The sequence below is a fragment of the Pseudomonas sp. KH_017 genome, from assembly GCF_057840285.1.
The window spans coordinates 2,521,482-2,542,665 of record NZ_CM174509.1; the positions used below are offsets into that span (position 1 = coordinate 2,521,482).

The window sequence follows — 21,184 nt, forward strand, 5'->3', positions numbered from 1 at the left end:
GCGGGGCAGCTGTCGCGGTCGGTGGATCGGTTTCGGTTTTGAGGTGGGTGTACTGATCAGGCGATTTTCGGCGGTTATGACGGCCTCTTCGCGAGCAAGCCCGCTCCCACATTCGACGGTGTTCTTCCAGGAGAGCGCGGTCAACTGTGGGAGCGGGCTTGCTCGCGAAGGCGGCAGTCCATACAACACAAAACGACGGCCTAAAGATACTTGTCCGTCACAGCCCCCTCCGAAGCACTGGACACCGTCTTCGCATACTTGGCCAGCACCCCGCGCTTGTATTTCGATTCCGGGCGAACCCAGCGGCTCTTGCGCTCGGCCAGGTCCGCGACAGACACATCAACGGTAATCTGCCGGGTTTCAGCATCGATGATGATCCTGTCGCCATTCTCGACCAGCGCAATCGGCCCGCCTTCAAAGGCTTCCGGCGTGATATGCCCGACCACAAACCCGTGGGAGCCGCCGGAAAAACGCCCGTCGGTGATCAGCGCCACCTCCTTGCCGAGGCCCTTGCCCATGACCGCCGATGTCGGTGAGAGCATTTCGCGCATGCCCGGGCCGCCCTTGGGCCCTTCGTAACGGATCACGATCACCTCGCCGGGCTGCACTTCGCCATTGAGAATGCCGGCCAGCGCGCCTTCCTCGCCGTGATAGACCCGGGCCGTGCCTTCGAAGCGCAGGCCTTCCTTGCCGGTGATCTTGGCCACGGCCCCGTTGGGCGAGAGGTTGCCACGCAGAATGACCAGGTGAGAGTCTTTTTTGATCGGCTGGTCGAAAGGCCGGATCACGTCCTGGCCGGCCGGGTAGTCGGGCACGCTGGCGAGGTTTTCCGCCAGGGTCTGGCCGGTGACGGTCAGCACATCGCCGTGCAGCATGCCGGCATCGAGCATGCGCTTCATCAGCGGTTGAATGCCGCCGATGGCCACCAACTCGCTCATCATGTATTGACCGCTGGGGCGCAGGTCGGCGACCACCGGGGAAACCTTGCCCAGCTCGACGAAGTCATCCAGGGTCAGCTCGACATCCACCGCATTGGCCATGGCCAGCAGATGCAGCACGGCGTTGGTCGAGCCGGCGAGGGCGATCACCACGCGAATGGCGTTCTCGAAGGCTTTGCGGGTCATGATGTCGCGAGGCTTGAGGTCGAGCTTGAGCAGCTCCATCACCTGCTGGCCGGCGCGGAAGCTGTCCGAAGCCTTTTCGCCGCCAATGGCGTCCTGGGAGCTGGAACCGGGCAGGCTCATGCCCAAGGCTTCAATGGCCGAGGCCATGGTGTTGGCGGTGTACATGCCGCCACAGGAACCGGGGCCGGGAATCGCCACTTCCTCGATCTGCTTGACCTGAATCTCGCTGATATCGCCCCGCGCGTGCTGGCCCACGGCCTCGAACACGGAAATGATGTCGGTGTGGCCGGCACCCGGCTGGATGGTGCCGCCATAGACAAAGATCGACGGGCGATTCAGCCGCGCCATGCCGATCAGGCAGCCCGGCATGTTCTTGTCGCAGCCGCCAATGGTCACCAGGCCGTCGAAACCTTCGCAACCGGTGACCACTTCAATGGAGTCGGCGATCACCTCGCGGGACACCAGCGAATACTTCATGCCTTCGGTGCCGTTGGCGATGCCGTCGGAAATGGTGATGGTGTTGAAGATCACGCCCTTGGCACCGGCCGCGTTCGCGCCTTTTTCAGCTTCGAGCGCCAGCTTGTCGATGTGCATGTTGCAGGGCGTGACCATGGCCCAGGTCGAGGCGATGCCGATCTGCGGCTTGGTGAAGTCTGCATCGGTAAAGCCCACGGCCCGCAACATGGCGCGTGCCGGTGCGGCCTCCACGCCGTCGATCACTTGAGAGGAGTACTTGCGCAGATCGTCTTTATCGCTCATGACTGCTCCTATCGCTCATGGCTGTTCCTCACACACTCGTCAAGAAAAACAGGATGAGTATAGAAGGCCGGGCGCCCGGGCCCGGACTAACCGGTCGGGAACAGACGCGCGGGTAAGCCTTGTCGTGATATTCTTCGCAACAACTTGGTTTGACCTGTTCAGTTTGCGTGTCCTTCAGACGTGCCGACGGAATCACTGTCGCTCAAGTAGCTGAAGCCAATAAAGATAAGAAGTCAGTTCAGAAGGGACATTAAAGTGGGGTCGATGCGGTTCATCGGCCTTGTGTGCCCACCCTGCAATCCTTGAGTGCCGCACCCGTGACTGCCGTGAAACATGGGGCTGTGCGCGTGAGGATGGAAGGGCGGATGGCGTTTTATCATAGGTGCTACAGATGTTTAAGAAAGTGAACACGGCCCTGCTGGGGCTGGCTTTGTCCATGGGGATGTCTGCCGTCCACGCGGAAGAGGCCAAGAAAGTCGATGTGCTGCTGATCGGCGGCGGCATCATGAGCGCGACCCTGGGTGTTTGGCTCAACGAGCTGGAACCAGGCACCTCGATGCAAATGATCGAGCGCCTCGACGGCGTCGCCCAGGAAAGCTCCAACGGCTGGAACAACGCCGGTACCGGTCACTCCGCCCTGGCCGAGCTGAACTACACCCCGGAAGACGAGAACGGCAAGGTTTCGATCCCGAAGGCCGTTGAAATCAACGAAGCGTTCCAGATCTCCCGTCAGTTCTGGGCCTGGCAGGTTCAGCAAGGCGTGCTGAAGAACCCGCGTTCGTTCATCAACTCCACGCCGCACATGAGCTTCGTGTGGGGCGATGACAACATCAAGTTCCTGAAAAAACGCTACGAAGCCCTGCAGGCGAGCCCGCTGTTCGCCGGCATGCAGTACTCCGAAGACCCGGCTGTGATCAAGCAGTGGGTACCGCTGATGATGGAAGGGCGTGACCCGAGCCAGAAGATCGCGGCCACCTGGAGCCCGCTCGGCACCGACGTGAACTTCGGCGAAATCACCCGCCAGTTCGTTGCACACCTGCAAACCACGCCGAAGTTCGACTTGAAGCTGTCCAGCGAAGTACAGGACATCACCAGGAACGAAGACGGCAGCTGGCGTGTCAGCTACAAGAACCTCAAAGACGGTAGCAAGACCGAAACCGACGCGAAATTCGTGTTCATCGGCGCCGGCGGCGGTGCCCTGCACCTGCTGCAGAAGTCCGGCATTCCTGAAGCCAAGGAATACGCCGGCTTCCCGGTAGGCGGCTCGTTCCTGGTGACCGAGAACCCGACCATCGCCGAGCAACACCTGGCCAAGGCCTACGGCAAAGCCTCCGTTGGCGCTCCGCCGATGTCGGTTCCGCACCTGGACACCCGCGTGCTGGACGGCAAGCGCGTGATCCTGTTTGGCCCGTTCGCGACCTTCAGCACCAAGTTCCTGAAAGAAGGTTCGTACCTGGACCTGCTGACCACCACGACCACCCACAACGTGTGGCCAATGACCAAGGTCGGCATCAAGGAATACCCGCTGGTCGAGTACCTGGCAGGCCAGCTGATGCTGTCTGACGAAGACCGCCTCAACGCCCTGAAGGAATACTTCCCGAACGCCAAGGCTGAAGACTGGCGCCTGTGGCAAGCCGGCCAGCGCGTGCAGATCATCAAGCGTGACGAAGCCGCCGGTGGCGTGCTGAAACTGGGCACCGAGATCGTCGCTTCGCAAGACGGTAGCATCGCCGGCCTGCTGGGCGCCTCCCCAGGCGCATCGACCGCCGCACCGATCATGCTGACCGTGCTGCAGAAAGTCTTCAAGGACAAGGTCGCGACCCCGGCCTGGCAGGAAAAACTGCATCAGATCGTACCGAGCTACGGCACCCAGCTGAACGCCAGCCCTGAGAAGGTTGCTGAGGAGTGGGCCTACACCGCCAAGGTGCTGGAGCTGACTCCGCCACCCGCGGTGATCGCGCCGGCTGTGAAGCCAGTGACTGTCGATACGGATGCTAAGGCACCGAAGGCTAGTGCTGCGAGTGATATGGCTCTGTAACTAGACGCCCAATCAAAAAAAGCCCACTGAACCGGCGACGGTCAGTGGGTTTTTTTGTGGGTGATGGCACAGGCAACGCTTTGAACCCGGAGTGTCTACGCCGGCGTTGACAGGAGTTCCTGTCATCAATTGTCAAGTCGCTGACGCTCAATGAGAAGCGACCAGCTTGCAGGTGACGATACTGGTTTTTTCGGCATCCAGTCACACGGAACCGTGAGCCCGATACCTCACCGTCTTGGGGGACCTGTAGGAGCGAGCTAGCTCGCGATGGTCGTTAACATTTACGCGTGTTTACAGGTTGAACGCAGCGCTCTTGAGTCCATCGTCGGAACGCCGCCCGGAGCAAGCTCGCTCCTACAAAAAAGCAGTGCGCCCGGGTGGGGGACAATCAGTTGCATCTCAATAAAACAATCATAGAGAGCGCAGAATGAAGTTCAGTTTTGTAGACAGCAGCAAACCGACCCGCCGGCGGGTTCTACGCGATGCTTTCACTCTGGCTTTGGCGGCCTCGCCGCTGGCAAGCCTGGCCAGGGCCGCCGCCGAATCCGGGGCGGCCGATGAGGCTGCCGAGGAAGTGACCTTTGCCGCGGGCCCACGACCGTTGGTGCAATACCCGCAAAAACGTCCGTTGACCCTGGTGACCACTCGGCCGCCGCATCTGGAGACGCCGTTCCCCGTCTTCAACGAAGGGCCGATCACGCCCAATGACGCCTTTTTCGTGCGTTACCACCTGGCCAATTTTCCGACCAGCATCGATCCCGACAGCTACCGCCTGACGATCAAGGGCTCGGTCGACACGCCGCTGTCGCTTTCCCTTGCCGAGCTCAAGGCCCTTGCCGAACCGGTTGAAGTGGTGGCCGTGAATCAGTGTTCGGGCAACAGCCGTGGCTTCTCGATGCCCCGCGTGTTCGGTGCTCAGTTGGGCAATGGCTCCATGGGCAATGCGCGCTGGGTGGGGGTACCGCTCAAGGCTGTGCTGGAAAAGGCCGGTGTGAAAGCCGAGGCCCGGCAAGTGACTTTCCGTGGGCTGGATAAACCCGTGCTGCCAGGCACGCCGGAGTTCATCAAGGCGCTGGACATCAGCCATGCCATGGACGGCGAGCCGATGATCGCCTGGTCGATGAATGGCACCGACCTGCCATTTCTCAACGGTTACCCGATTCGCCTGGTGGTGCCAGGCTATTTCGGCACCTACTGGGTCAAGCACCTGAGTGAGATCGAAGTGGTCGACCATACCTACGACGGTTTCTTCATGGCCAAGGGTTACCGGGTTCCGGATAACGATTGCTTCTGCATTGCCCCCGGCACCACGGCGTCGAAAACCCTGCCGATTTCAAAATTGCCGGTGCGCAGTTTCATCACCAGCGTTAAACACGGCGATGTAGTGCCGCTGAACAAAAGCCTGGTGCTCAAGGGCATCGCGTTCGACGGGGGCGTTGGGGTCAACAAGGTGGAGGTGTCGATCGACGGCGGAAAAACCTGGCGCGAAACCACGCTCGGGCAGGACCTTGGCCGTTACTCCTTCCGTGAGTGGACACTGCCGATCAGCTTTACCAGCAAGGGCGCCACGCAGTTGATGGTGCGAGCCAGCAACAGTGCCGGCGAGACACAGCCGCTGCAAGCCGACTGGAACCCTGCTGGCTACCGCCGCCACGTCGTCGAAACCACCCACGTGACCGTTGCCTGAGGAGGGCCGTATGAAGCTTGTGAAATGCATGACCGCCTTGCTCTGCGCGGCTCAGGTTTGTCTGGCGACCCTGGCTGGCGCCGCGCCGCTGTCCATCACGCTGCCGCCTGAAACGGCTGCGTTCAAGCCCAGCACGATGCCTGGCTACGCTTTGGCGCAGCAGAAGTGTTCCGTCTGCCATTCGGCCGATTACATCAACTTCCAGCCGCCAGGCCTGAGCCTGGCGCAGTGGACCGCCGAAGCGGGCAAGATGCAGCACGTGTACGGCGCTCCGATCAGCGACCAGGATGTGAGTGTGATCGGCGCTTACCTGGCGGTGACCTACGGCAGTGCGAAGGCCAATGATGCCGATGTTCAGGCTGCCTCGAACGCTCCGGCGACCCAACCCCCGGCGGTGGCTGTGGCAAAAATCGACGCCAAGGCCTTGCTGCAGAACAACGCCTGCCTGTCCTGCCACGCGATCGATCACAAGGTGGTAGGCCCGGCCTATCACGATGTGGCGGCCAAATATGCCAAGGACCCGCAGGCCATGGACCGGTTGATGGCCAGCATCCAGCACGGCGGCAGCGGCAAATGGGGGGATGTGCCCATGCCACCGTTCGCGCAGTTGAGCGCGGACGACCTGAAGAGCCTGGCGACTTTTATCCTGCAGCAGTGAGCCAGTATCAGCCTGATGCGAAAAGCCCACTGAACCCGCTCCGGTCAGTGGGCTTTTTTGTAAGCGCCACGCGGCCCTTGGCAGTCTGTGATTGAGTTGCTCCGTGCAATCGACCGCGATGACTTTTCGATCCTTGGTGCGCAGATCCTGGTCAAATCAAGGGTTTTGTAATCTATCGCTGCCTGACGCCCTCGAACGAACCTGTGCGCACCTCGCCGCTGCGGATGTAGCGGGCGATCAGCACACCCCCGGGTGAGCTGATCGAATTCGCCAGGGTGAAGGCCGATGCCTGTGCGTTGTCGTCGAACAGGCGCTTGCCACGCCCCAGCAGGATGGGATGAATCATCAGCCGCAACTCGTCCACCAGGCCGGCGGCAAGCAGTTGGCGTACCAGATCGCCGCTGCCCTGGGTCAGTAGCTGAGGACCGTCCTGGCGTTTAAGCGCGCTGATCGAGTCGACCAGGTTGCCCTCCAGCGCATGACTGTTGTGCCAGGCCAGCGAGTCGGCGCGATGGGTGGCCACATGTTTGGGGGCGGCGTTGAACAGGTCAGCGATGGTGTGGTGGGTTGAATCGGCCCGAATGTGCGGCCAATAGGCGGCGAAAATGTCGTAGGTACGACGCCCCAGCAGCAACTCGAATGGCTGCGAGAACAGGTCCTGTACGGCCTGGCCGGTGGTTTTGTCGGCGTAGGGCACGATCCAGCCACCGAAGCGGAATCCGCCACTGGAATCCTCTTCAGGCCCACCGGGCGCCTGCATGACGCCGTCCAGACTCACGAACGCGGCAACGGTCAGTGTGCGCATGCTGTTCTCCTGGTTGGTCCTGGTTCAAGAGTTTGAGTAGGGAAGTCTGCGGTCCCCTTGAGACCGCTCCCTGAAAGATAGTCGTTTCCATGTGCGACGAAAGTCGTATGGCGGTCTGCGCTGGCGAATGTTAGTGGGCATTTGTCTTGAAAGTGCAATTGCAAATTTGTATCATTCGTTATCAATTCAGCGAAGCAGGGAACGCCGCGCCAAAACAATAATAAGGTCAAGGCAATGCTCAAAATGCTTCTCGTGTACGGTCATCTGCTCGCTACGTGTATTGCCCTGGGGAGGGTGTTGCAGGCGGATCACAAGCTTTGGAGTTGGCGCAAGGAAATACTGGATCAGGCGAGGCTTGAATACCTCGATGAAACCCAGAAAATCGTCAGCCTCGCGCTGCTGGCCCTATGGGCAAGCGGACTGTTGCTGGTGCTTCAGGGGTATCTCAATGAAGGCGACGTGTATCTGCTCAATCAGAAACTCTGGGCCAAGGTGACGGTCGTCGTGCTGTTGAGCCTCAACGGTGCACTCTTGCATCGAGTCGGCTTCCCGCTGCTGCAAAAGGCTCCATTCGTCGCACTGCGCAGTGCGGGCCGTACGCGGCTCGCCTTGTTGGGTGCGCTTTCCATGAGTGGTTGGCTATTCGCCGCTTTCCTGGGGGTGGCTCGAGCCTGGAATCACGTGTTGCCTTACCTGCATGTGATGGGCGCATTCTCCGCATTCTCGTTACTGGCTTGTTGCGTGGCACTGGCAGTCGCCGGCAGGGCGGGCAGTGTCGGTGCGCAAAAATCCTCGGTACCGGGGTAGCGATCAACAGACCGTGTTTCATACCTGTAAACTCGGGCTGGCTTCATTGCGCGGGAAAAATTCCCGCGCATAAAATACAGGCGCAACTGTAAGTCTGACGGATTGCTCCCGTGCTGCTCCCGGATTGCAACGGGTATTGCGTTGGCACTGCTCGCGGTAAATTCATGGGATTATTTCCCACGCAGCTATACTGGGGTTGTCTACCCAGGAATTCGCTGAATGCAATCGTCTACGCTGCCCACCTCGCTCCTCAAGGCCTTGCGGCATGTCATGCAGCCGCTGGTGCGCCTGATGCTGCGCAAAGGCGTCACCTACCTGGTGTTTGCCGACCTGCTCAAGGAGGTTTTCGTCGAAGTGGCGGACCGTGAGTTCCGCCTGGGCGAGAAGGCTCCGACCGACAGCCGCATCAGCCTGCTCACCGGCGTGCATCGCAAGGATGTACGGCGCTTGCGCAATACGAGCGACCCGGCTGCTTCCACGCTTCCGGAAAACATCACGTTCGGTGCGCAACTGGTCAACGCCTGGGCCAAGGCGCCCTTTTGCAACGACGCCGGCCAGCCACTGCCACTGCCTCGATTGGCCAGTGTCGGCGGCGACCGCTCCTTTGACGCCTTGGTGGCGAAGGTCAGCACGGATATCAGGGCGCGGGTGGTGTTGGACGAGTGGCTGCGCCTGGGGGTTGTGCGCCTTGACGAACAAGATCTCGTGCACCTCGAAGCCCAGGCCTTCGTGCCACAAAAGGGCTTCGATGAGAAAACCGCTTACCTGGGCCATAACCTGCACGATCATGCCTGCGCTGCGGTACACAACCTGAGCAGCGAAGGACCGGCCTTTTTTGAACGCAGCGTGCACTATGACGCACTGTCCCCGATGAGCGTCGAGGCGTTGCGCGAGGCCGTTGCCAGCGAGGGAATGCAGGCCTTGTTGAGTTTCAATCGACTCGCCGCCGAACTGGAGTTCCGGGACCTGCCCAGCCTTGAACCACGTCAGCGCATCACGGTCGGTTTGTACTTCTACACTGAAGATTCCGATCCCAATTCGCCAAAAGCTCCTGAACCATGACCGTCAAATTGCGCCTGATTCGTGCAGTCGCCCTCGTTCTGGGCCTCGGGCTTGCGATTGCGTTGCAAGCCGCCCCAGCCTGTGTCAGCCAGAATGACACGGGCACCAGCGAAGTGCCGGTCATTCAGGCACCGGGGGGTACCGGCGGCACGGGCGCAGCGCCTGGCGGCATGGGCGGTACCGGCATCGACACCGACAACGGCGGGATCGGCGGTACCGGCGCACCGCTGAAAAAACGCCCTGGCGGCATTGGCGGCACCGGTGCCGTTGCAGGTGGAGTGGGTGGCACGGGCATCAGCGACGATAACGGAGGAATCGGTGGCACCGGCATTGTCGGCACCATCACCGGGTTTGCCTCGATCTGCGTCAATGGCGTGGAAGTGCACTTCAACAACAACGTTCCTGTCAGCGAGAACGGCATTGCCAGCTCCAGTACCCGCCTGGCGGTAGGCCAAGTGGTTGCCGTACAAGCGTTCAACTCCCGGCGAGGGCTGGAAGCCGGGCGCATTTCTATCCTGCACGCCTACGAAGGCCCTTTGACAGCCCTGCCGCGCGATTCCATGCCCATGCGCGTCATGGGGCAACCGGTACGCCTGGCCAAGGGTGCCCAGGTCGCTGCCGGTCTGCGTCCGGGTGATCCCGTACGGGTCAGCGGGCTACGCGATGCTCGTGGCGAAGTGGTGGCCAGTCGCATCGACCGGGCGCCCGGCCTCAAGGAGGCCAGTGCCATCGGCCCGGTGGATCGCAGCGGCTATCTTCAGGGGCTCAAACTCAGCAATCACCCAGGCCCGGCGCAGGAAATGCTGGTGCGCGGCCACTGGTCCGGTCGCGAGCTGGACGTGAGCCAAAGTCGCCCCGACCCGAGCCTGCCTTTCATTGGTCGGGTACACAATGCGGTGATCGAGGGCCTGGTACAGGGCCGGCAGGACCGCCATTTGGTGGTGGGCGGCTTTAATGTGACGCTGGCGCGCGACACCGTGTTTGTCGGTGTGCAGGCTTCGCAGCTGACGCTGGATCGACGTGTGCGGATCAACGGCGTGTTCACCGGCGCGCGGGAGGTGCAGGCAACGCGTATCGAATTGCCCCGCGAGCGCTCCGATTCGCCAGCCAGCAACCAGCACGGACGACTCGGCAGCAGTGAGCAAGACACCGACGACTCAAGTGGCTCGGGCAACTCGAGCGATTCGAGCGGCCCCAGCAGCTCCGGCAACTCTGGCAGTTCGGGGGATTCGGGTAACTCGGGCAGTGACAGGAGCGGCCGCTCCGAGAGCGAAGGCAGCGTTGTCAACGATACTCGCCACGGGGGCAGTGACAGTCATGGCGGTGGCGACAGGATAGAACGCGTGGATGTCGACGTGGATGTGGACAAGTCCGGCAAGTCAGAGCGTATCGAGAAGGTGGAGCAATCCGGCAAAGTCGAGAAAGTGGAGAGGGTAGAGAAGGTCGAGAAAGTCGAAAAGGTTGAACGTCCGGAGAAAGTCGAGAAAGTTGATCGACCAGAGAAGGTAGAGAAGGTTGATCGGCCAGAAAAAGTCGAGAAGGTAGAAAAAGTCGAAAAAGTTGAAAAAGTCGAGAAGGTTGAGCCGGTTGAAAAAATCGATCACTCCGGCAGGTCGGGTTAAACAGTGCAGCCATGATGCACTTGCGTCATAAGTAACTAGGCTGGGTAAGTCACGCAACAAAACCTGCGTGTGAACTTCGATGACGCCAGACACGAGGTGAACATGGACCCCAAGCGCATCCTGCTCGTCGGTTGGCTTGCCAGCCTGGCCTTGCCGGCCTTGGCCGATACCTTCACGACCTCGGTCGGAACCGACTACTCGCGGGGCGACTATGGCACCGGTACTACGTCCGAAACCTGGTACGTCCCGCTGGTGGGCAAGTACGAAACCGGTCCCATGACCTACAAGCTCACTGTGCCCTGGCTACGCATCACCAATCCTTCGGTCGGCCCTGACGGCGAGCCGTTGCCCGGCGGCTGTGGCAAGGTGGAAAGCGGTCTGGGCGACACCGTTGCCGGTGCTGACTATGCCGTGCTTGACGGCAGCGTTGGCGGGCTGTTCGTGGACCTGATCGGCAAGGTCAAGTTGCCCACCGCCGACGAAGACGAGTGTCTGGGCACCGGCAAAACCGACTATTCCGCCCAGGTCGATGTCGCCAAAGCCTTCGGCCCTGTGACCGGGTTCGCTACCCTGGGGTGGAAAAAGTTCGGCGACCCGTCGGGCTCCGACTTCGACAACCCGATATTCGCCGGCCTCGGCTTCGCCATGCCCGTGTTCGCGCGCACCACGGCGGGCGTGTCCTACGACTGGCGACAGAAGGTCGTTTCCACGGGCGACCAGATCAAGGAACTCACCCTCTTTCTCACGCACAAGCTCAATCAGAACTGGAAGATTCAGCTGTATGCCGTCAAGGGGTTTTCCGACGCCAGCCCGGATGGCGAGGCTGGACTGTTGCTCAGCCACGGTTTCTGATATCCGGCCGTTGCCTGATATTTGGTTGTTGACACTTGGGCTGACAGGGCTAATCTGAATATGTGGGAATATTTCCCACGCTAGAATGCTAACTGGCTCTGAGGGATCGTACGGAAACCGCGGTGGCTCGTTATTGCTGCAGATTTATGGCCGTGCCGGTTGGCTGGCCGCTCCAATGGGCGGCCGGGAATTCACTGGACATTGCGTTCGATAGGGAGGTGACAACGCAACTCCAAGCGGAGGTGCATCATGCTGCTCAAGAAATGTTTGTTGGCTCTGGCAATAGGCGGGGTCCTGTCGGCATCGACTGTCCTGGTGCCCGATTACATCGGTAGTTTCTCCAGCGTGTATGCCAAAGATGGCGGCAGCGGCGGTGGTGGTAGCGGCGGAGGCGGTGGAGGTCACGGCGGTGGCGGTGGCGGCGGCTCCGGAGGTGGTGGTAACGGTGGTGGTAACGGTGGTGGTGGTAACGGTGGTGGCGGTGGCTCTGGAGGCGGCGGTCACGGTGGTGGCGGTGGCTCCGGAGGCGGTGGTCACGGTGGTGGCGGTGGCTCCGGAGGTGGTGGTGACGGCGGAGGCGGCCACGGCGGCGGTGGCTCCGGTAGTGGAGGTGGTGGCTCCGGTAGTGGAGGCTCTGGAGGCGGCGGTCACGGTGGTGACGGCGGTGGCGGTCATGGTGCAGCAGGCCATGGTGGTGACGGTAATGGAGGCCCTGGGCGCGGCGACGCTGACCATGGTGGTGTAGCCGGGAACAAAGGCCCGGGCAATGCGCATGACAACGACGATGACAATGGTGGTATGGCCGGGAATAGAGGCCCAGGCAATGCCAAAGACAAAGACGCGCGTGACAACGACGATGACAACGACGCGGATAACGCCGCAGATGCAGCCAGGGAAGCCGCAGAAGACGCTGATGACGCTGCCAGGGAAGCCGCAGAAGACGTTGGTGACGCTGCCAGGGAAGCCGCAGAAGACGCTGATGACGCTGCAAGGGAAGCCGCAGAAGACGTTGGTGACGCTGCCAGGGAAGCCGCAGAGGACGCCGATGACGCTGCCAGGGAAGCCGCGGAAGACAGAGGCGTTGCCAGAAATGACGCTGATGTAGCCAGAGACGCGGCCAAGGCTGATGCAGATGCGGCCCGGGATGCGGCAAAAGCCGCTGCAGATGCAACCCGGGACGCTGCCAGAGCTGAAGCGGATGCAATCCGGGATGCCGCAAGAGCTGCTGGAGTACCGCGCGCAGAGGCAGATGCAGCCAGAGACGCTGCCCGGGCCGCTGCGGATGCAGCCAGGGACGCCGCCAAGGCCGACGCAGATGCTGCCAGGGACGCCGCCAAAGCCGAAGCGAACGCAGCCAGAGCGGCTGCCAAAGCTGAGGCGAGAGCGGCCAGAGAGGATGTGGCGGACGCCCCGGATGCACCGGATGCGCCAGACGCCCCGGATGCTCCAGACGCACCAGACGCGCCGGATTTCGACACGGTTGAGGTGCAGAACTAGGCCCGCACGTTCGGCAATGAACACGGCAGGCTTACCCGTCGATGACGTCCAGGGAGTTTGAAGGACGTATCGGCAATGAGTCGCAAGCCCCGAAGAATCGCGGGGGCTTGCGACTTTTTTTCGACTTGGTGTCTTTGAAATTTCCTGCCGCAATACCGCTCATCCATGGTGGTTTGTGCGAAAGCCCGCGCGTTGCCCCAGGGTTTTTGCACGAATCTTCACGGCTGTCGCTCGTATCATTTCACCCGGAAACCACGGTGAGCATTGCGATGACAAAAAACACAACGTTGTGGGACATCAGCCCACCCTTGAGTAGCGAAACGCCGACCTGGCCGGGTGACACGCCTTTCCGGGAGGAGCGCGTCTGGATCTACGGTCCCGAGTGTCCGGTGAATGTCGGACGCATCACCCTGTCGCCGCATACCGGCGCCCACGTCGATGCGCCGCTGCACTACAGCGCCGACGGCGCGGCGATTGGCGATGTCGGGTTGGACGTGTATATCGGGCCTTGTCGCGTTTTGCATTGTCTGGACAGCGGCGAGCTGGTGCAGCCGGGGCAACTGGAGGGGCGTTTGCACGATGTGCCCGAGCGGGTGCTGCTGCGAACCTATCGACAGACACCGCTGACGACCTGGGATTCGAATTTCACAGCCGTTGCCAAGGAAACCATCGACCTGTTGGCGAGCCTTGGCGTGCGCTTGATCGGCATCGATACGCCGTCGCTGGACCCCCAGCAATCCAGGACCATGGATTCACACAGTGCCGTGGCCCGCCATCACATGGCGATTCTTGAAGGCATCGTGCTGGATGAAGTCCCGGAAGGCGATTATGAATTGATCGCCTTACCGCTGCGGTTCACTCATCTGGACGCCAGTCCGGTAAGGGCAATTTTGCGGCCGTTGAGTACTACACAACGCGTGTAACCCATTCAACAGATCCGAAGTGGACGCCGGAATCGGGCGCCCGGTTCCGGCGCCCGGTTGCCGCTGCCGGCGATTCGCGCTTCAAGTTGTTCGACGCATTCAAGAAGTACTTCGCCCTGTCGCCGATGGCCTACCTGAAAAAACATCGCTTGAACGCCGTACGCCAGGAGATCCTCGAGCACGGCACGGCACGCAGTATTTCCGGGATCGCCATGGGCTGGGGGTTCATGCACCTGGGGCGCTTTTCCACCGAGTACCGCAAGCTGTTCGACGAAACCCCGAGCATGACCTTGCAGCGCAACGAAGCCCGGCGCCAGCAGGGACTTTGAAGGGCCGCCCCGGCCTTACTTGCGTAGCACCAGATCAAGCAATTGCTCGCGCTCCTTGATTTTTTGCAGGACGATTTCCGAACGTATATCGGTGACGCCGGCGGTGCGGTTGAGGTGATTGACGATGAAATCCGAGAAGTGTTTGAGGTTGCGGGCCTGGACCCGCAACACATAGTTGCTCGCCCCGGTAATGACATAGGCGGTGACGACTTCCGGCCACTGCTGCACCTTCTTTATGAAGGTCTCGTGCCAGTCCTCGACGTCCTGTCGCAACGACACATGAACGATGGCTTCCAGCTCAATGCCCAGCCGCTCGGCATTCAGCACCGCGCGATAGCCGGTGATGATTCCTTCGCTTTCCAGCAGGCGCAACCGGCGCAGGCACGCCGAGGGTGACAAGGCGACTTTCTCCGCCAATTCCTGATTGCTGATACGGCCATCCTGTTGCAATTGATGCAGGATTCGCAGGTCTGTCGAGTCAAGATTCATGGTTTGAATAAATCCACGTTTATTGGGTGTTGATTCGAATATTCTGCGAAATAACTACTACATGGCCGGTTACTTTGCACGAAAATTCTTCAAAGGTTCGTTCATTATTTCTCCATCGAAAGGCAAGTGAATCGCCTTGAATCAGGGCGCCTGAGCAGGTTGATGCAACCTGCCCGGATGGCGTCGCATAACAAAAAACAGGACACCCGATGACGACAAGAAACAGTTGCCTGGCGCTTGATGCCCAGGACGCGCTGGCGCCCCTGCGCCAGCAATTTGCGCTCCCCGAGGGCGTTATCTATCTCGATGGCAACTCCCTGGGCGCGCGGCCGGTCGCTGCATTGGCGCGGGCGCAAGCGGTGGTTGCCGAAGAATGGGGCAATGGCTTGATCCGCAGCTGGAACAGCGCCGGCTGGCGCGAGCTGTCCGAGCGTTTGGGCAATCGCCTGGCGGGTTTGATCGGCGCGGGGGAGGGTGAAGTCGTGGTGACCGATACCACCTCGATCAACCTGTTCAAAGTGCTGAGCGCTGCCTTGCGCGTACAGGCTACAAGGTTGCCGCAGCGGCGAGTGATCGTCAGTGAATCGAGCAATTTCCCCACTGACCTGTACATCGCCGAAGGCCTCGCGCAGATGCTGCAACAGGGGTACACCCTGCGCCTGGTCGACAGTCCTGAAGCATTGCCGCAAGCAATTGACCAGGACACGGCGGTGGTCATGCTCACCCACGTCAATTACAAGACCGGCTACATGCACGACATGCAGGCCCTGACCGCGCTGACCCACGAATGCGGCGCGCTGGCCATCTGGGACCTGGCCCATTCCGCTGGCGCGGTGCCGGTCGACCTGCATCAGGCGGGTGCCGATTACGCCATCGGCTGCACCTACAAGTACCTCAACGGCGGGCCGGGTTCGCAGGCCTTTGTCTGGGTTTCGCCGCAGTTGTGCGATCTGGTGCCGCAACCTCTGTCCGGCTGGTTCGGCCATTCGCGGCAGTTCGCCATGGAGTCGCATTACGAGCCGAGCAGCGGCATCGCGCGCTACCTGTGCGGCACCCAACCGATTACCTCATTGGCAATGGTCGAGTGCGGCCTGGATGTGTTCGCCCAGACCGACATGGCCAGCTTGCGCCGCAAATCCCTGGCCCTGACCGACTTGTTCATCGAATTGGTCGAGCAGCGTTGCGCGGCTCATGAACTGAAGTTGATCACGCCCCGTGAACACGCCAAACGTGGCAGTCACGTGAGCTTCGAACACCCGCAAGGTTATGCGGTGATCCAGGCCCTGATCGAGCGGGGCGTGATTGGTGATTACCGCGAGCCACGCATCATGCGTTTCGGTTTCACCCCGCTGTACACGACCTTCACCGAAGTCTGGGATGCGGTGCAGATCCTCGGCGAGATCCTCGACCGGAATACCTGGTCGCAAGCGCAATTCCAGGTTCGCCACAGCGTGACTTGAACCCTGCGGCGTCCGTTTCCTGCTGCGGGAATTTCCCCGCGGCAGGTTTTCGCTCGCCCAATCACCAGTTCTGCAATCACAATAATAAGGAGCACGCAGAATGAAATTGTCCCTCTGGCCTGCCTTGCCGCTCGCCATCTCCAGTTGCCTTGGCCAAATGGCCTGTGCCGCTTCTGACAACGGATTTGTCGAAGACGGTAGCCTGACCTTGACCAACCGTAACTTCTATTTCTACCGCAATAACCTCAACAACCCGGGCGGGCAGAACTATCGGGACGAGTGGGCCCACGGGATCATGCTCGATTACCGCTCCGGCTACACCCAGGGAACGGTGGGGTTCGGGGTCGATGCCTACGCGCAGTTGGGCCTCAAGCTCGACAGTGGCAAGGGACGCACGGGTACGGGGTTGCTGCCGGTCGATTCCGATGGCCGCCCTGAGGATGAGTACTCCGAAGCGGGTGGCGCGGTGAAGGCGCGGATATCGCAGACCGAGCTCAAGTACGGCAACCTGACCCCGCTCAACCCGGTGTTCGGCACCGGCAATGCGCGACTGTTCACCAGCGTTGCCACCGGCTTTCAGCTGACCAGCAATGAACTCAAGGCATTGCAACTGGACATCGGTCACTTCACCGCCGGCAACGACAGTAATTCGACCAATGCCAATGGCGCGCTTAAGGCGCTGTACGCCGGCGTGGAAACCCGCAGCGTCGATTATCTGGGCGGCAGTTATGCCCTGAGCGATCAACTGAGTGTCAGCCTGTACGGTTCGCAGTTCACCGACATCTGGCGCCAGTACTACGGCAACGCCAACTACACCTATGCGCTGGCGCCAGACCAGTCGCTGAACCTGGATTTCAATCTCTATCGCACCCACGACAGTGGCCAGAGCCTGGCCGGCAAGATCGACAACACCACTTGGTCGCTGTCCACCGCGTACAGGTTCGGTGCCCATCGAGTGACCTTGGCGTATCAGCGGGTCGATGGCGATGAGCCGTTCGATTACCTGGGCTTCGATCAGCAACCGGGCACCTCGATTTTCCTCGCCAACTCGATTCAGGTCCTCGACTTCAACGCCCCCAACGAACGCTCCTGGCAACTGCGTTATGACCTGGACATGGCGCCTTTCGGCGTGCCGGGCTTGAGCTTCATGTCGCGTTACGTCAGTGGTGACCACATCGATGACAGCCATTACGACGGCGGCCCCAATGGCGCCTATGGACGTTACGGCGATGACGGCAAGCGCTGGGAGCGCGACATCGAGGCGCGCTATGTCGTGCAGTCGGGCAAGGCCAGGGACCTTTCACTCCGCGTGCGTCAGGCCAGTGTGCGTTCCACCGCACAGGTCGCCCGCGCCGACACCACGGACAACAACGAAGTCCGGGTGATCATCGAGTATCCACTGAGTATTTTCTGATCCGTGTCCTGCTGTGCGTGGCTGATCCCCACCGTTAAACCCACGACGTGCTCTTCAAGAAAGACAAAATCCAGAGGACATAAAAATGACCGATAACTCCGGTTTCGAAACGATATCCAACCGTGAACACGGCCTGCGGCGTCAGCTGACGTCGGGGCAGATGAGCATGATCGCCATTGGCGGTGCAATCGGCACCGGGCTGTTCATGGGCAGCGCCTATGCCATCGGCTATGCCGGGCCGAGCGTGTTGCTCAGCTATGCCATTGGCGCAATCATCACCTTGCTGCTGATGGGCTGCCTGGCGGAAATGACCGTGGCCCATTCGACCTCGGGTTCGTTCGGTGCCTACGCCGAATTTTATGTCAGCCCGCTGGCCGGGTTCCTGGTGCGTTATGCCTACTGGGCGGCGATTGTGCTCGCGGTCGGCACGGAAGTGACGGCGGTGGCGATGTACATGAAGTACTGGTTCGCCAACGTGCCGGAGTGGGTATGGATCGTCTCGTTCTCCAGCGTGCTGATCGTGCTCAATGCCATCAGCGTGAAGACCTTCGGCACCTTCGAGTACTGGTTCTCGACCATCAAGATCGGCGCGATTGTCGGCTTCATCATCCTGGCGGTGTATGTGGTGTTCGGTTCCGGCAATCCGCAATACGGTGTGCACAATTACACTGCTCACGGCGGCTTCTTCCCCAATGGTCTGCAAGGGATGTGGATAGCGGTGATCGTTTCGATCTTCAGTTACCTGAGCGTGGAGATGATCGCGGTGGCTGCCGGTGAGGCAAAAGACCCGGAGCAAGCGGTGAAGAAAGCCTTTCGCGGGACTATCGTGCGCCTGGTGGTGTTCTACCTGCTGACCCTGGCGTTGATGCTGGCGATCGTGCCTTGGGTCCAGGCGGGCCATGCCCAGAGTCCGTTCGTCACGGTGATGCAAGCCATCGGCATTCCCGGCGCCACCGGCGTGATGAATTTCGTGATCCTGATCGCGGCGTTGTCAGCGATGAACAGCCAGTTGTACATCACCACGCGCATGATGTTCAGCCTGTCTCGTGCCGGCTACGCGCCAAAATCCATGGGGGTGTTGAGCAAGACCGGGATCCCGCTGAACGCGCTGTTGCTCTCGAGTTCAGGTATCGCCCTGGCGACCTTGCTCAACATCCTGTACCCGGAAAGTTCGTTCACCCTGATGATGGCGATCTCGATGTTCGGCGCGATCTTTACCTGGTTCATGATCTTCCTCACGCACTACTGCTTCCGTCGTTTTCACGAACGCAATGGCAACCGCACATTGTCGTTCCGCATGCGTCTGTTTCCCTACAGCACATTGTTGGGGCTGGTATTGATGGGGGCCGTGATGATCACCACCTACTTCACTGAAGCCTTCAAGATGACCCTGGTGTTCGGTGTGCCGTTCCTGCTGGTGCTGTCGATTGTCTACGGTATTTTCTTCAGGAAAACCAGAGCCGTTGCGGCGCTGAGTGCGCAGCCCAAGCTATAGCCTGAAGGTCGTACCGGGGCGGTGAAGTTCAGTCAGGTCGATGCCCGGGCAATGCCCGGAACCTGACGATGCGTCGCCCCGGGTTCGATCAGGTTGCGGATTGATACTCGGGGTGTTGTTGATTCAAGCGCGGTACGGAGCGTGCACTGCTTCGAAAACAAGCCGCTGCGCGCAGTGGCACACGCTGCTCAACGATAATCAAGCTCGGTCAGGGTCATTTGGCCCTGAAACAAATGAGCTGGATGCAGCCTCAATCCGCTCTTGCAGTTGCGCGACATATGTTTGGGCATCTTCCAGGTTCTTGAACGATACAGGGGAGTCGTCAAGCCAGACTTTGCAACCGCTTCCTTGTTCATTTGTTTCAATTTTGACATTCATCTGCAGCGTCCTTATGCGTATGGAGCGGCGGAGAGTAGCGCACTTTTAATGTGCTTCAAAATGAAACGAAGGCTCTAGAACAACGCTTTCGTTGAGTCGCCGCATGTTTCGTAGACTCTACTCAATGACTTCTTCTGGCCGTTTATTGCCTGGCGCCACCGGCCGCTTCACGCACTGAGGAAGTCAGTCAACCTGAATCAAGACTCTTTTGGAGCGCCACACACTGCCGTGCCAGCGCTATTCGTCCACGCTGACGCCCGATCCCCCTAATTCGCTGGGGACATCCTTCAGCTTGGGTAACCCGTCTTTGATGCGCAGTACGGTTTCCTGATAGTGGACGTGAACGCCTGGCGAATACGCGAGATCCGGGATGACAGCGGCATATACGTCGATGAGCCCCATCCCTGGGTGTTCGGTGAAGATATGACCGCCGCAACTCTTGCACCATTTGCGATAACTCTGCGGTGTCTTGTTGTAGGTGCCAATGTTGTCAGCCCCCCGAGTTACTTGCACCGCCTCGGGTTTCCACAGCGTGAAGGCATTGACCGGCGCTGCTGCCCAGTGTCGACACGACTCGCAATGGCAATAGCCCATTGCGGCCGGCTCACCGCTGACGGTGAACTCGACTGCGCCACAAAAACAACTGCCTTTGTAAGACCTTTGAATGCTCATGGAATGACTCCTTCATCAGTTGTTACGCATACCGCCGAAGTTGGGATGGATCGCCTGAGCGTTGGTTAGCTTCACCCGTCGATGTAGCGCACCGCTGTCGTCGGCGTGCGCCGCACCTGCAGTTCGAAAATGTCAGGGCGCGCATAGTGCCCGGTGACGTCGAGCGTCCGCCGCGCTGGCGCCACGAGTGAGACGTCGATGTCCGCATACAGAATGCCTGCCTCTCGGTGTAATGGACCGGCTGTGATCCGGCCTTGAGGGTTGACCACCACCGAGTCGCCGTCGTTGATCCACTCTTGCGGATCGGGAAACAGTTGCATGCGAGCCGGAAAGTCATCGGGGATGTCGCTGCCGCGCAGCAAGGTGCCGCTGCCGAGTACCCAGCAACGGCCTTCGAGTGCAATGTGGCGCATCGTGCTGATCCAGCCATCGCCACTGTCATACGTGGGTGCGATGTAGATCTCCACCCCTTGGGCATACAGTGAATAGCGTGCCAGCGGCATGTAGCTTTCCCAGCAGATGAGTGTGCCAACACGGCCGACGGGTGTATCGACCGTACGCAACCCTGACGCATCACCGAAACCATGGACCATGCGCTCGGGGTTCGTTGGCATCAGCTTGCGATGCCGGTTGAGTACTTCGCCGTTCGTACCGATAACGACTACGCTGTTGTAGAGCGTGCCGCCTCCATTACACCGCTCGCATTCATTGATGCCGCACACGATCGTCACGGCGTGAACTCTGGCGGCCTCGCACAATTCGCTCAGGTCACCGTTCGCAATATCGACGGCGTTGGCCAGCAGCCGCGTATGCAACTGGCCCATTAAAGCCCCGTCCCTTCCCGCCGCCAGCCGCCAGATCCATGACGGGTAACCTGGAATGAACTGTTCGGGCAAAACGATCAGCGAGGCTCCCGCCGCCGCAGCCTCAGCGACCGATTGCACGGCCCGGGCGATCGTCGCGCTGCGATCGAGCAGCACTGGCGGGCGCTGAATGATGGCTATCATGGTCATGGCGTTCTCCTGGGACGGTGGCTTTCGCAGGTTTGAGCGTGCACGTGGCGAAGTCGCGAGGCTAGTTCAGAATCTGAAGCGTTGTAGTTGCGGAGTACAG

The 21,184-nt window shown here is 60.4% G+C and carries 19 protein-coding genes and 1 pseudogene; 14 read left to right on the forward strand and 6 right to left on the reverse strand.

Going from position 1 to position 21,184, the window contains the following annotated elements; genetic code table 11:
* Positions 1-200 precede the first annotated feature (200 nt).
* Positions 201-1,883 carry a dihydroxy-acid dehydratase gene (gene ilvD / locus AC3IT6_RS11510; protein ID WP_489355589.1) on the reverse strand — a complete coding sequence of 561 codons (1,683 nt, stop codon included), beginning with the start codon at positions 1,881-1,883 and terminating at the stop codon, positions 201-203.
* Positions 1,884-2,274: 391 nt separating this feature from the next.
* Here ilvD and mqo point away from each other — a divergent pair, with 391 nt between their 5' ends.
* The 3 genes from mqo to sorB all read left to right on the forward strand — a co-directional run bounded on the left by mqo (position 2,275) and on the right by sorB (position 6,266).
* A complete protein-coding gene (gene mqo / locus AC3IT6_RS11515; RefSeq protein ID WP_489355591.1) occupies positions 2,275-3,921 on the forward strand; it encodes a malate dehydrogenase (quinone) in 1,647 nt (548 codons plus the stop codon).
* A 427-nt stretch (positions 3,922-4,348) separates the two neighbouring features.
* Positions 4,349-5,608, forward strand: coding sequence for a SorA family sulfite dehydrogenase catalytic subunit (sorA, locus tag AC3IT6_RS11520; RefSeq protein ID WP_489355593.1), 1,260 nt, complete (start codon positions 4,349-4,351; stop codon positions 5,606-5,608).
* A gap of 10 nt (positions 5,609-5,618) precedes the next feature.
* On the forward strand, positions 5,619-6,266 hold the full coding sequence (gene sorB, locus AC3IT6_RS11525) for a SorB family sulfite dehydrogenase c-type cytochrome subunit (protein ID WP_489355595.1): 648 nt from the start codon (positions 5,619-5,621) through the stop codon (positions 6,264-6,266).
* A 172-nt stretch (positions 6,267-6,438) separates the two neighbouring features.
* On the opposite strand, the gene AC3IT6_RS11530 is transcribed toward sorB, so the two are convergent.
* Positions 6,439-7,071, reverse strand: a complete 633-nt coding sequence (locus AC3IT6_RS11530; RefSeq protein ID WP_489355597.1) for a dihydrofolate reductase family protein — start codon at positions 7,069-7,071, stop codon at positions 6,439-6,441.
* Positions 7,072-7,305: 234 nt separating this feature from the next.
* Here AC3IT6_RS11530 and AC3IT6_RS11535 point away from each other — a divergent pair, with 234 nt between their 5' ends.
* The 8 genes and pseudogenes from AC3IT6_RS11535 to AC3IT6_RS11570 form a co-directional block, all read left to right on the forward strand.
* Entirely contained in the window at positions 7,306-7,878 is a 573-nt protein-coding gene (locus AC3IT6_RS11535) for a hypothetical protein (protein ID WP_489355599.1), read from the forward strand.
* A 219-nt stretch (positions 7,879-8,097) separates the two neighbouring features.
* A complete protein-coding gene (locus AC3IT6_RS11540; protein ID WP_489355601.1) occupies positions 8,098-8,940 on the forward strand; it encodes a DUF6502 family protein in 843 nt (280 codons plus the stop codon).
* Entirely contained in the window at positions 8,937-10,562 is a 1,626-nt protein-coding gene (locus AC3IT6_RS11545; protein WP_489355603.1) for a DUF5666 domain-containing protein, read from the forward strand. The genes AC3IT6_RS11540 and AC3IT6_RS11545 overlap by 4 nt, the downstream gene beginning before the upstream one ends.
* A 102-nt stretch (positions 10,563-10,664) precedes the next feature.
* Complete coding sequence (locus AC3IT6_RS11550) at positions 10,665-11,414, forward strand: hypothetical protein (protein WP_489355605.1); 750 nt, start codon at positions 10,665-10,667, stop codon at positions 11,412-11,414.
* Between the two features lie 349 nt (positions 11,415-11,763).
* On the forward strand, positions 11,764-12,159 hold the full coding sequence (locus tag AC3IT6_RS11555) for a hypothetical protein (RefSeq protein ID WP_489355607.1): 396 nt from the start codon (positions 11,764-11,766) through the stop codon (positions 12,157-12,159).
* A gap of 53 nt (positions 12,160-12,212) precedes the next feature.
* Entirely contained in the window at positions 12,213-12,911 is a 699-nt protein-coding gene (locus tag AC3IT6_RS11560; protein WP_489355609.1) for a hypothetical protein, read from the forward strand.
* A gap of 269 nt (positions 12,912-13,180) precedes the next feature.
* Positions 13,181-13,834 (forward strand): arylformamidase, encoded by a 654-nt coding sequence (kynB, locus tag AC3IT6_RS11565; protein WP_489355611.1) that lies wholly within the window; start codon positions 13,181-13,183, stop codon positions 13,832-13,834.
* A 59-nt stretch (positions 13,835-13,893) separates the two neighbouring features.
* Positions 13,894-14,163 (forward strand): annotated as a pseudogene (locus tag AC3IT6_RS11570) (helix-turn-helix domain-containing protein); the annotation flags it as partial.
* Between the two features lie 15 nt (positions 14,164-14,178).
* Here the strand turns inward: AC3IT6_RS11570 and AC3IT6_RS11575 are convergent.
* Positions 14,179-14,652 (reverse strand): Lrp/AsnC family transcriptional regulator, encoded by a 474-nt coding sequence (locus tag AC3IT6_RS11575; protein ID WP_056722993.1) that lies wholly within the window; start codon positions 14,650-14,652, stop codon positions 14,179-14,181.
* 209 nt (positions 14,653-14,861) lie between these two features.
* Between AC3IT6_RS11575 and kynU the strand changes: the two genes are divergently transcribed.
* From kynU to AC3IT6_RS11590, 3 genes are all read left to right on the forward strand, one after another.
* Positions 14,862-16,112: a kynureninase gene (gene kynU, locus AC3IT6_RS11580; RefSeq protein ID WP_489355614.1), complete on the forward strand. Its 1,251-nt coding sequence runs from the start codon at positions 14,862-14,864 to the stop codon at positions 16,110-16,112.
* A 100-nt stretch (positions 16,113-16,212) separates the two neighbouring features.
* Entirely contained in the window at positions 16,213-17,526 is a 1,314-nt protein-coding gene (locus AC3IT6_RS11585) for an OprD family porin (RefSeq protein WP_489355616.1), read from the forward strand.
* A gap of 85 nt (positions 17,527-17,611) precedes the next feature.
* Complete coding sequence (locus AC3IT6_RS11590; RefSeq protein WP_489355618.1) at positions 17,612-19,021, forward strand: amino acid permease; 1,410 nt, start codon at positions 17,612-17,614, stop codon at positions 19,019-19,021.
* A gap of 198 nt (positions 19,022-19,219) precedes the next feature.
* On the opposite strand, the gene AC3IT6_RS11595 is transcribed toward AC3IT6_RS11590, so the two are convergent.
* The 3 genes from AC3IT6_RS11595 to AC3IT6_RS11605 all read right to left on the reverse strand — a co-directional run bounded on the left by AC3IT6_RS11595 (position 19,220) and on the right by AC3IT6_RS11605 (position 21,084).
* Positions 19,220-19,399, reverse strand: coding sequence for a hypothetical protein (locus tag AC3IT6_RS11595; protein ID WP_489355620.1), 180 nt, complete (start codon positions 19,397-19,399; stop codon positions 19,220-19,222).
* 237 nt (positions 19,400-19,636) lie between these two features.
* Complete coding sequence (locus AC3IT6_RS11600; protein ID WP_223442221.1) at positions 19,637-20,071, reverse strand: GFA family protein; 435 nt, start codon at positions 20,069-20,071, stop codon at positions 19,637-19,639.
* Positions 20,072-20,142: 71 nt separating this feature from the next.
* The gene (locus AC3IT6_RS11605) at positions 20,143-21,084 is read right to left on the reverse strand and encodes a carbon-nitrogen hydrolase family protein (RefSeq protein WP_489355623.1); all 942 of its coding nucleotides are present in this window, start codon (positions 21,082-21,084) and stop codon (positions 20,143-20,145) included.
* Positions 21,085-21,184: the final 100 nt, after the last annotated feature.

Excerpts from the sequence above, each read along its gene's own strand:
- ilvD (WP_489355589.1), bottom strand. The coding sequence starts at position 1,883 with ATGAGCGATAAAGACGATCTGCGCAAGTACTCCTCTCAAGTGATCGAC.
- mqo (WP_489355591.1), top strand. The coding sequence starts at position 2,275 with ATGTTTAAGAAAGTGAACACGGCCCTGCTGGGGCTGGCTTTGTCCATG.
- sorA (WP_489355593.1), top strand. The coding sequence starts at position 4,349 with ATGAAGTTCAGTTTTGTAGACAGCAGCAAACCGACCCGCCGGCGGGTT.
- sorB (WP_489355595.1), top strand. The coding sequence starts at position 5,619 with ATGAAGCTTGTGAAATGCATGACCGCCTTGCTCTGCGCGGCTCAGGTT.
- AC3IT6_RS11530 (WP_489355597.1), bottom strand. The coding sequence starts at position 7,071 with ATGCGCACACTGACCGTTGCCGCGTTCGTGAGTCTGGACGGCGTCATG.
- AC3IT6_RS11535 (WP_489355599.1), top strand. The coding sequence starts at position 7,306 with ATGCTCAAAATGCTTCTCGTGTACGGTCATCTGCTCGCTACGTGTATT.
- AC3IT6_RS11540 (WP_489355601.1), top strand. The coding sequence starts at position 8,098 with ATGCAATCGTCTACGCTGCCCACCTCGCTCCTCAAGGCCTTGCGGCAT.
- AC3IT6_RS11545 (WP_489355603.1), top strand. The coding sequence starts at position 8,937 with ATGACCGTCAAATTGCGCCTGATTCGTGCAGTCGCCCTCGTTCTGGGC.
- AC3IT6_RS11550 (WP_489355605.1), top strand. The coding sequence starts at position 10,665 with ATGGACCCCAAGCGCATCCTGCTCGTCGGTTGGCTTGCCAGCCTGGCC.
- AC3IT6_RS11555 (WP_489355607.1), top strand. The coding sequence starts at position 11,764 with ATGCCAAAGATGGCGGCAGCGGCGGTGGTGGTAGCGGCGGAGGCGGTG.
- AC3IT6_RS11560 (WP_489355609.1), top strand. The coding sequence starts at position 12,213 with ATGGCCGGGAATAGAGGCCCAGGCAATGCCAAAGACAAAGACGCGCGT.
- kynB (WP_489355611.1), top strand. The coding sequence starts at position 13,181 with ATGACAAAAAACACAACGTTGTGGGACATCAGCCCACCCTTGAGTAGC.
- AC3IT6_RS11575 (WP_056722993.1), bottom strand. The coding sequence starts at position 14,652 with ATGAATCTTGACTCGACAGACCTGCGAATCCTGCATCAATTGCAACAG.
- kynU (WP_489355614.1), top strand. The coding sequence starts at position 14,862 with ATGACGACAAGAAACAGTTGCCTGGCGCTTGATGCCCAGGACGCGCTG.
- AC3IT6_RS11585 (WP_489355616.1), top strand. The coding sequence starts at position 16,213 with ATGAAATTGTCCCTCTGGCCTGCCTTGCCGCTCGCCATCTCCAGTTGC.
- AC3IT6_RS11590 (WP_489355618.1), top strand. The coding sequence starts at position 17,612 with ATGACCGATAACTCCGGTTTCGAAACGATATCCAACCGTGAACACGGC.
- AC3IT6_RS11595 (WP_489355620.1), bottom strand. The coding sequence starts at position 19,399 with ATGAATGTCAAAATTGAAACAAATGAACAAGGAAGCGGTTGCAAAGTC.
- AC3IT6_RS11600 (WP_223442221.1), bottom strand. The coding sequence starts at position 20,071 with ATGAGCATTCAAAGGTCTTACAAAGGCAGTTGTTTTTGTGGCGCAGTC.
- AC3IT6_RS11605 (WP_489355623.1), bottom strand. The coding sequence starts at position 21,084 with ATGACCATGATAGCCATCATTCAGCGCCCGCCAGTGCTGCTCGATCGC.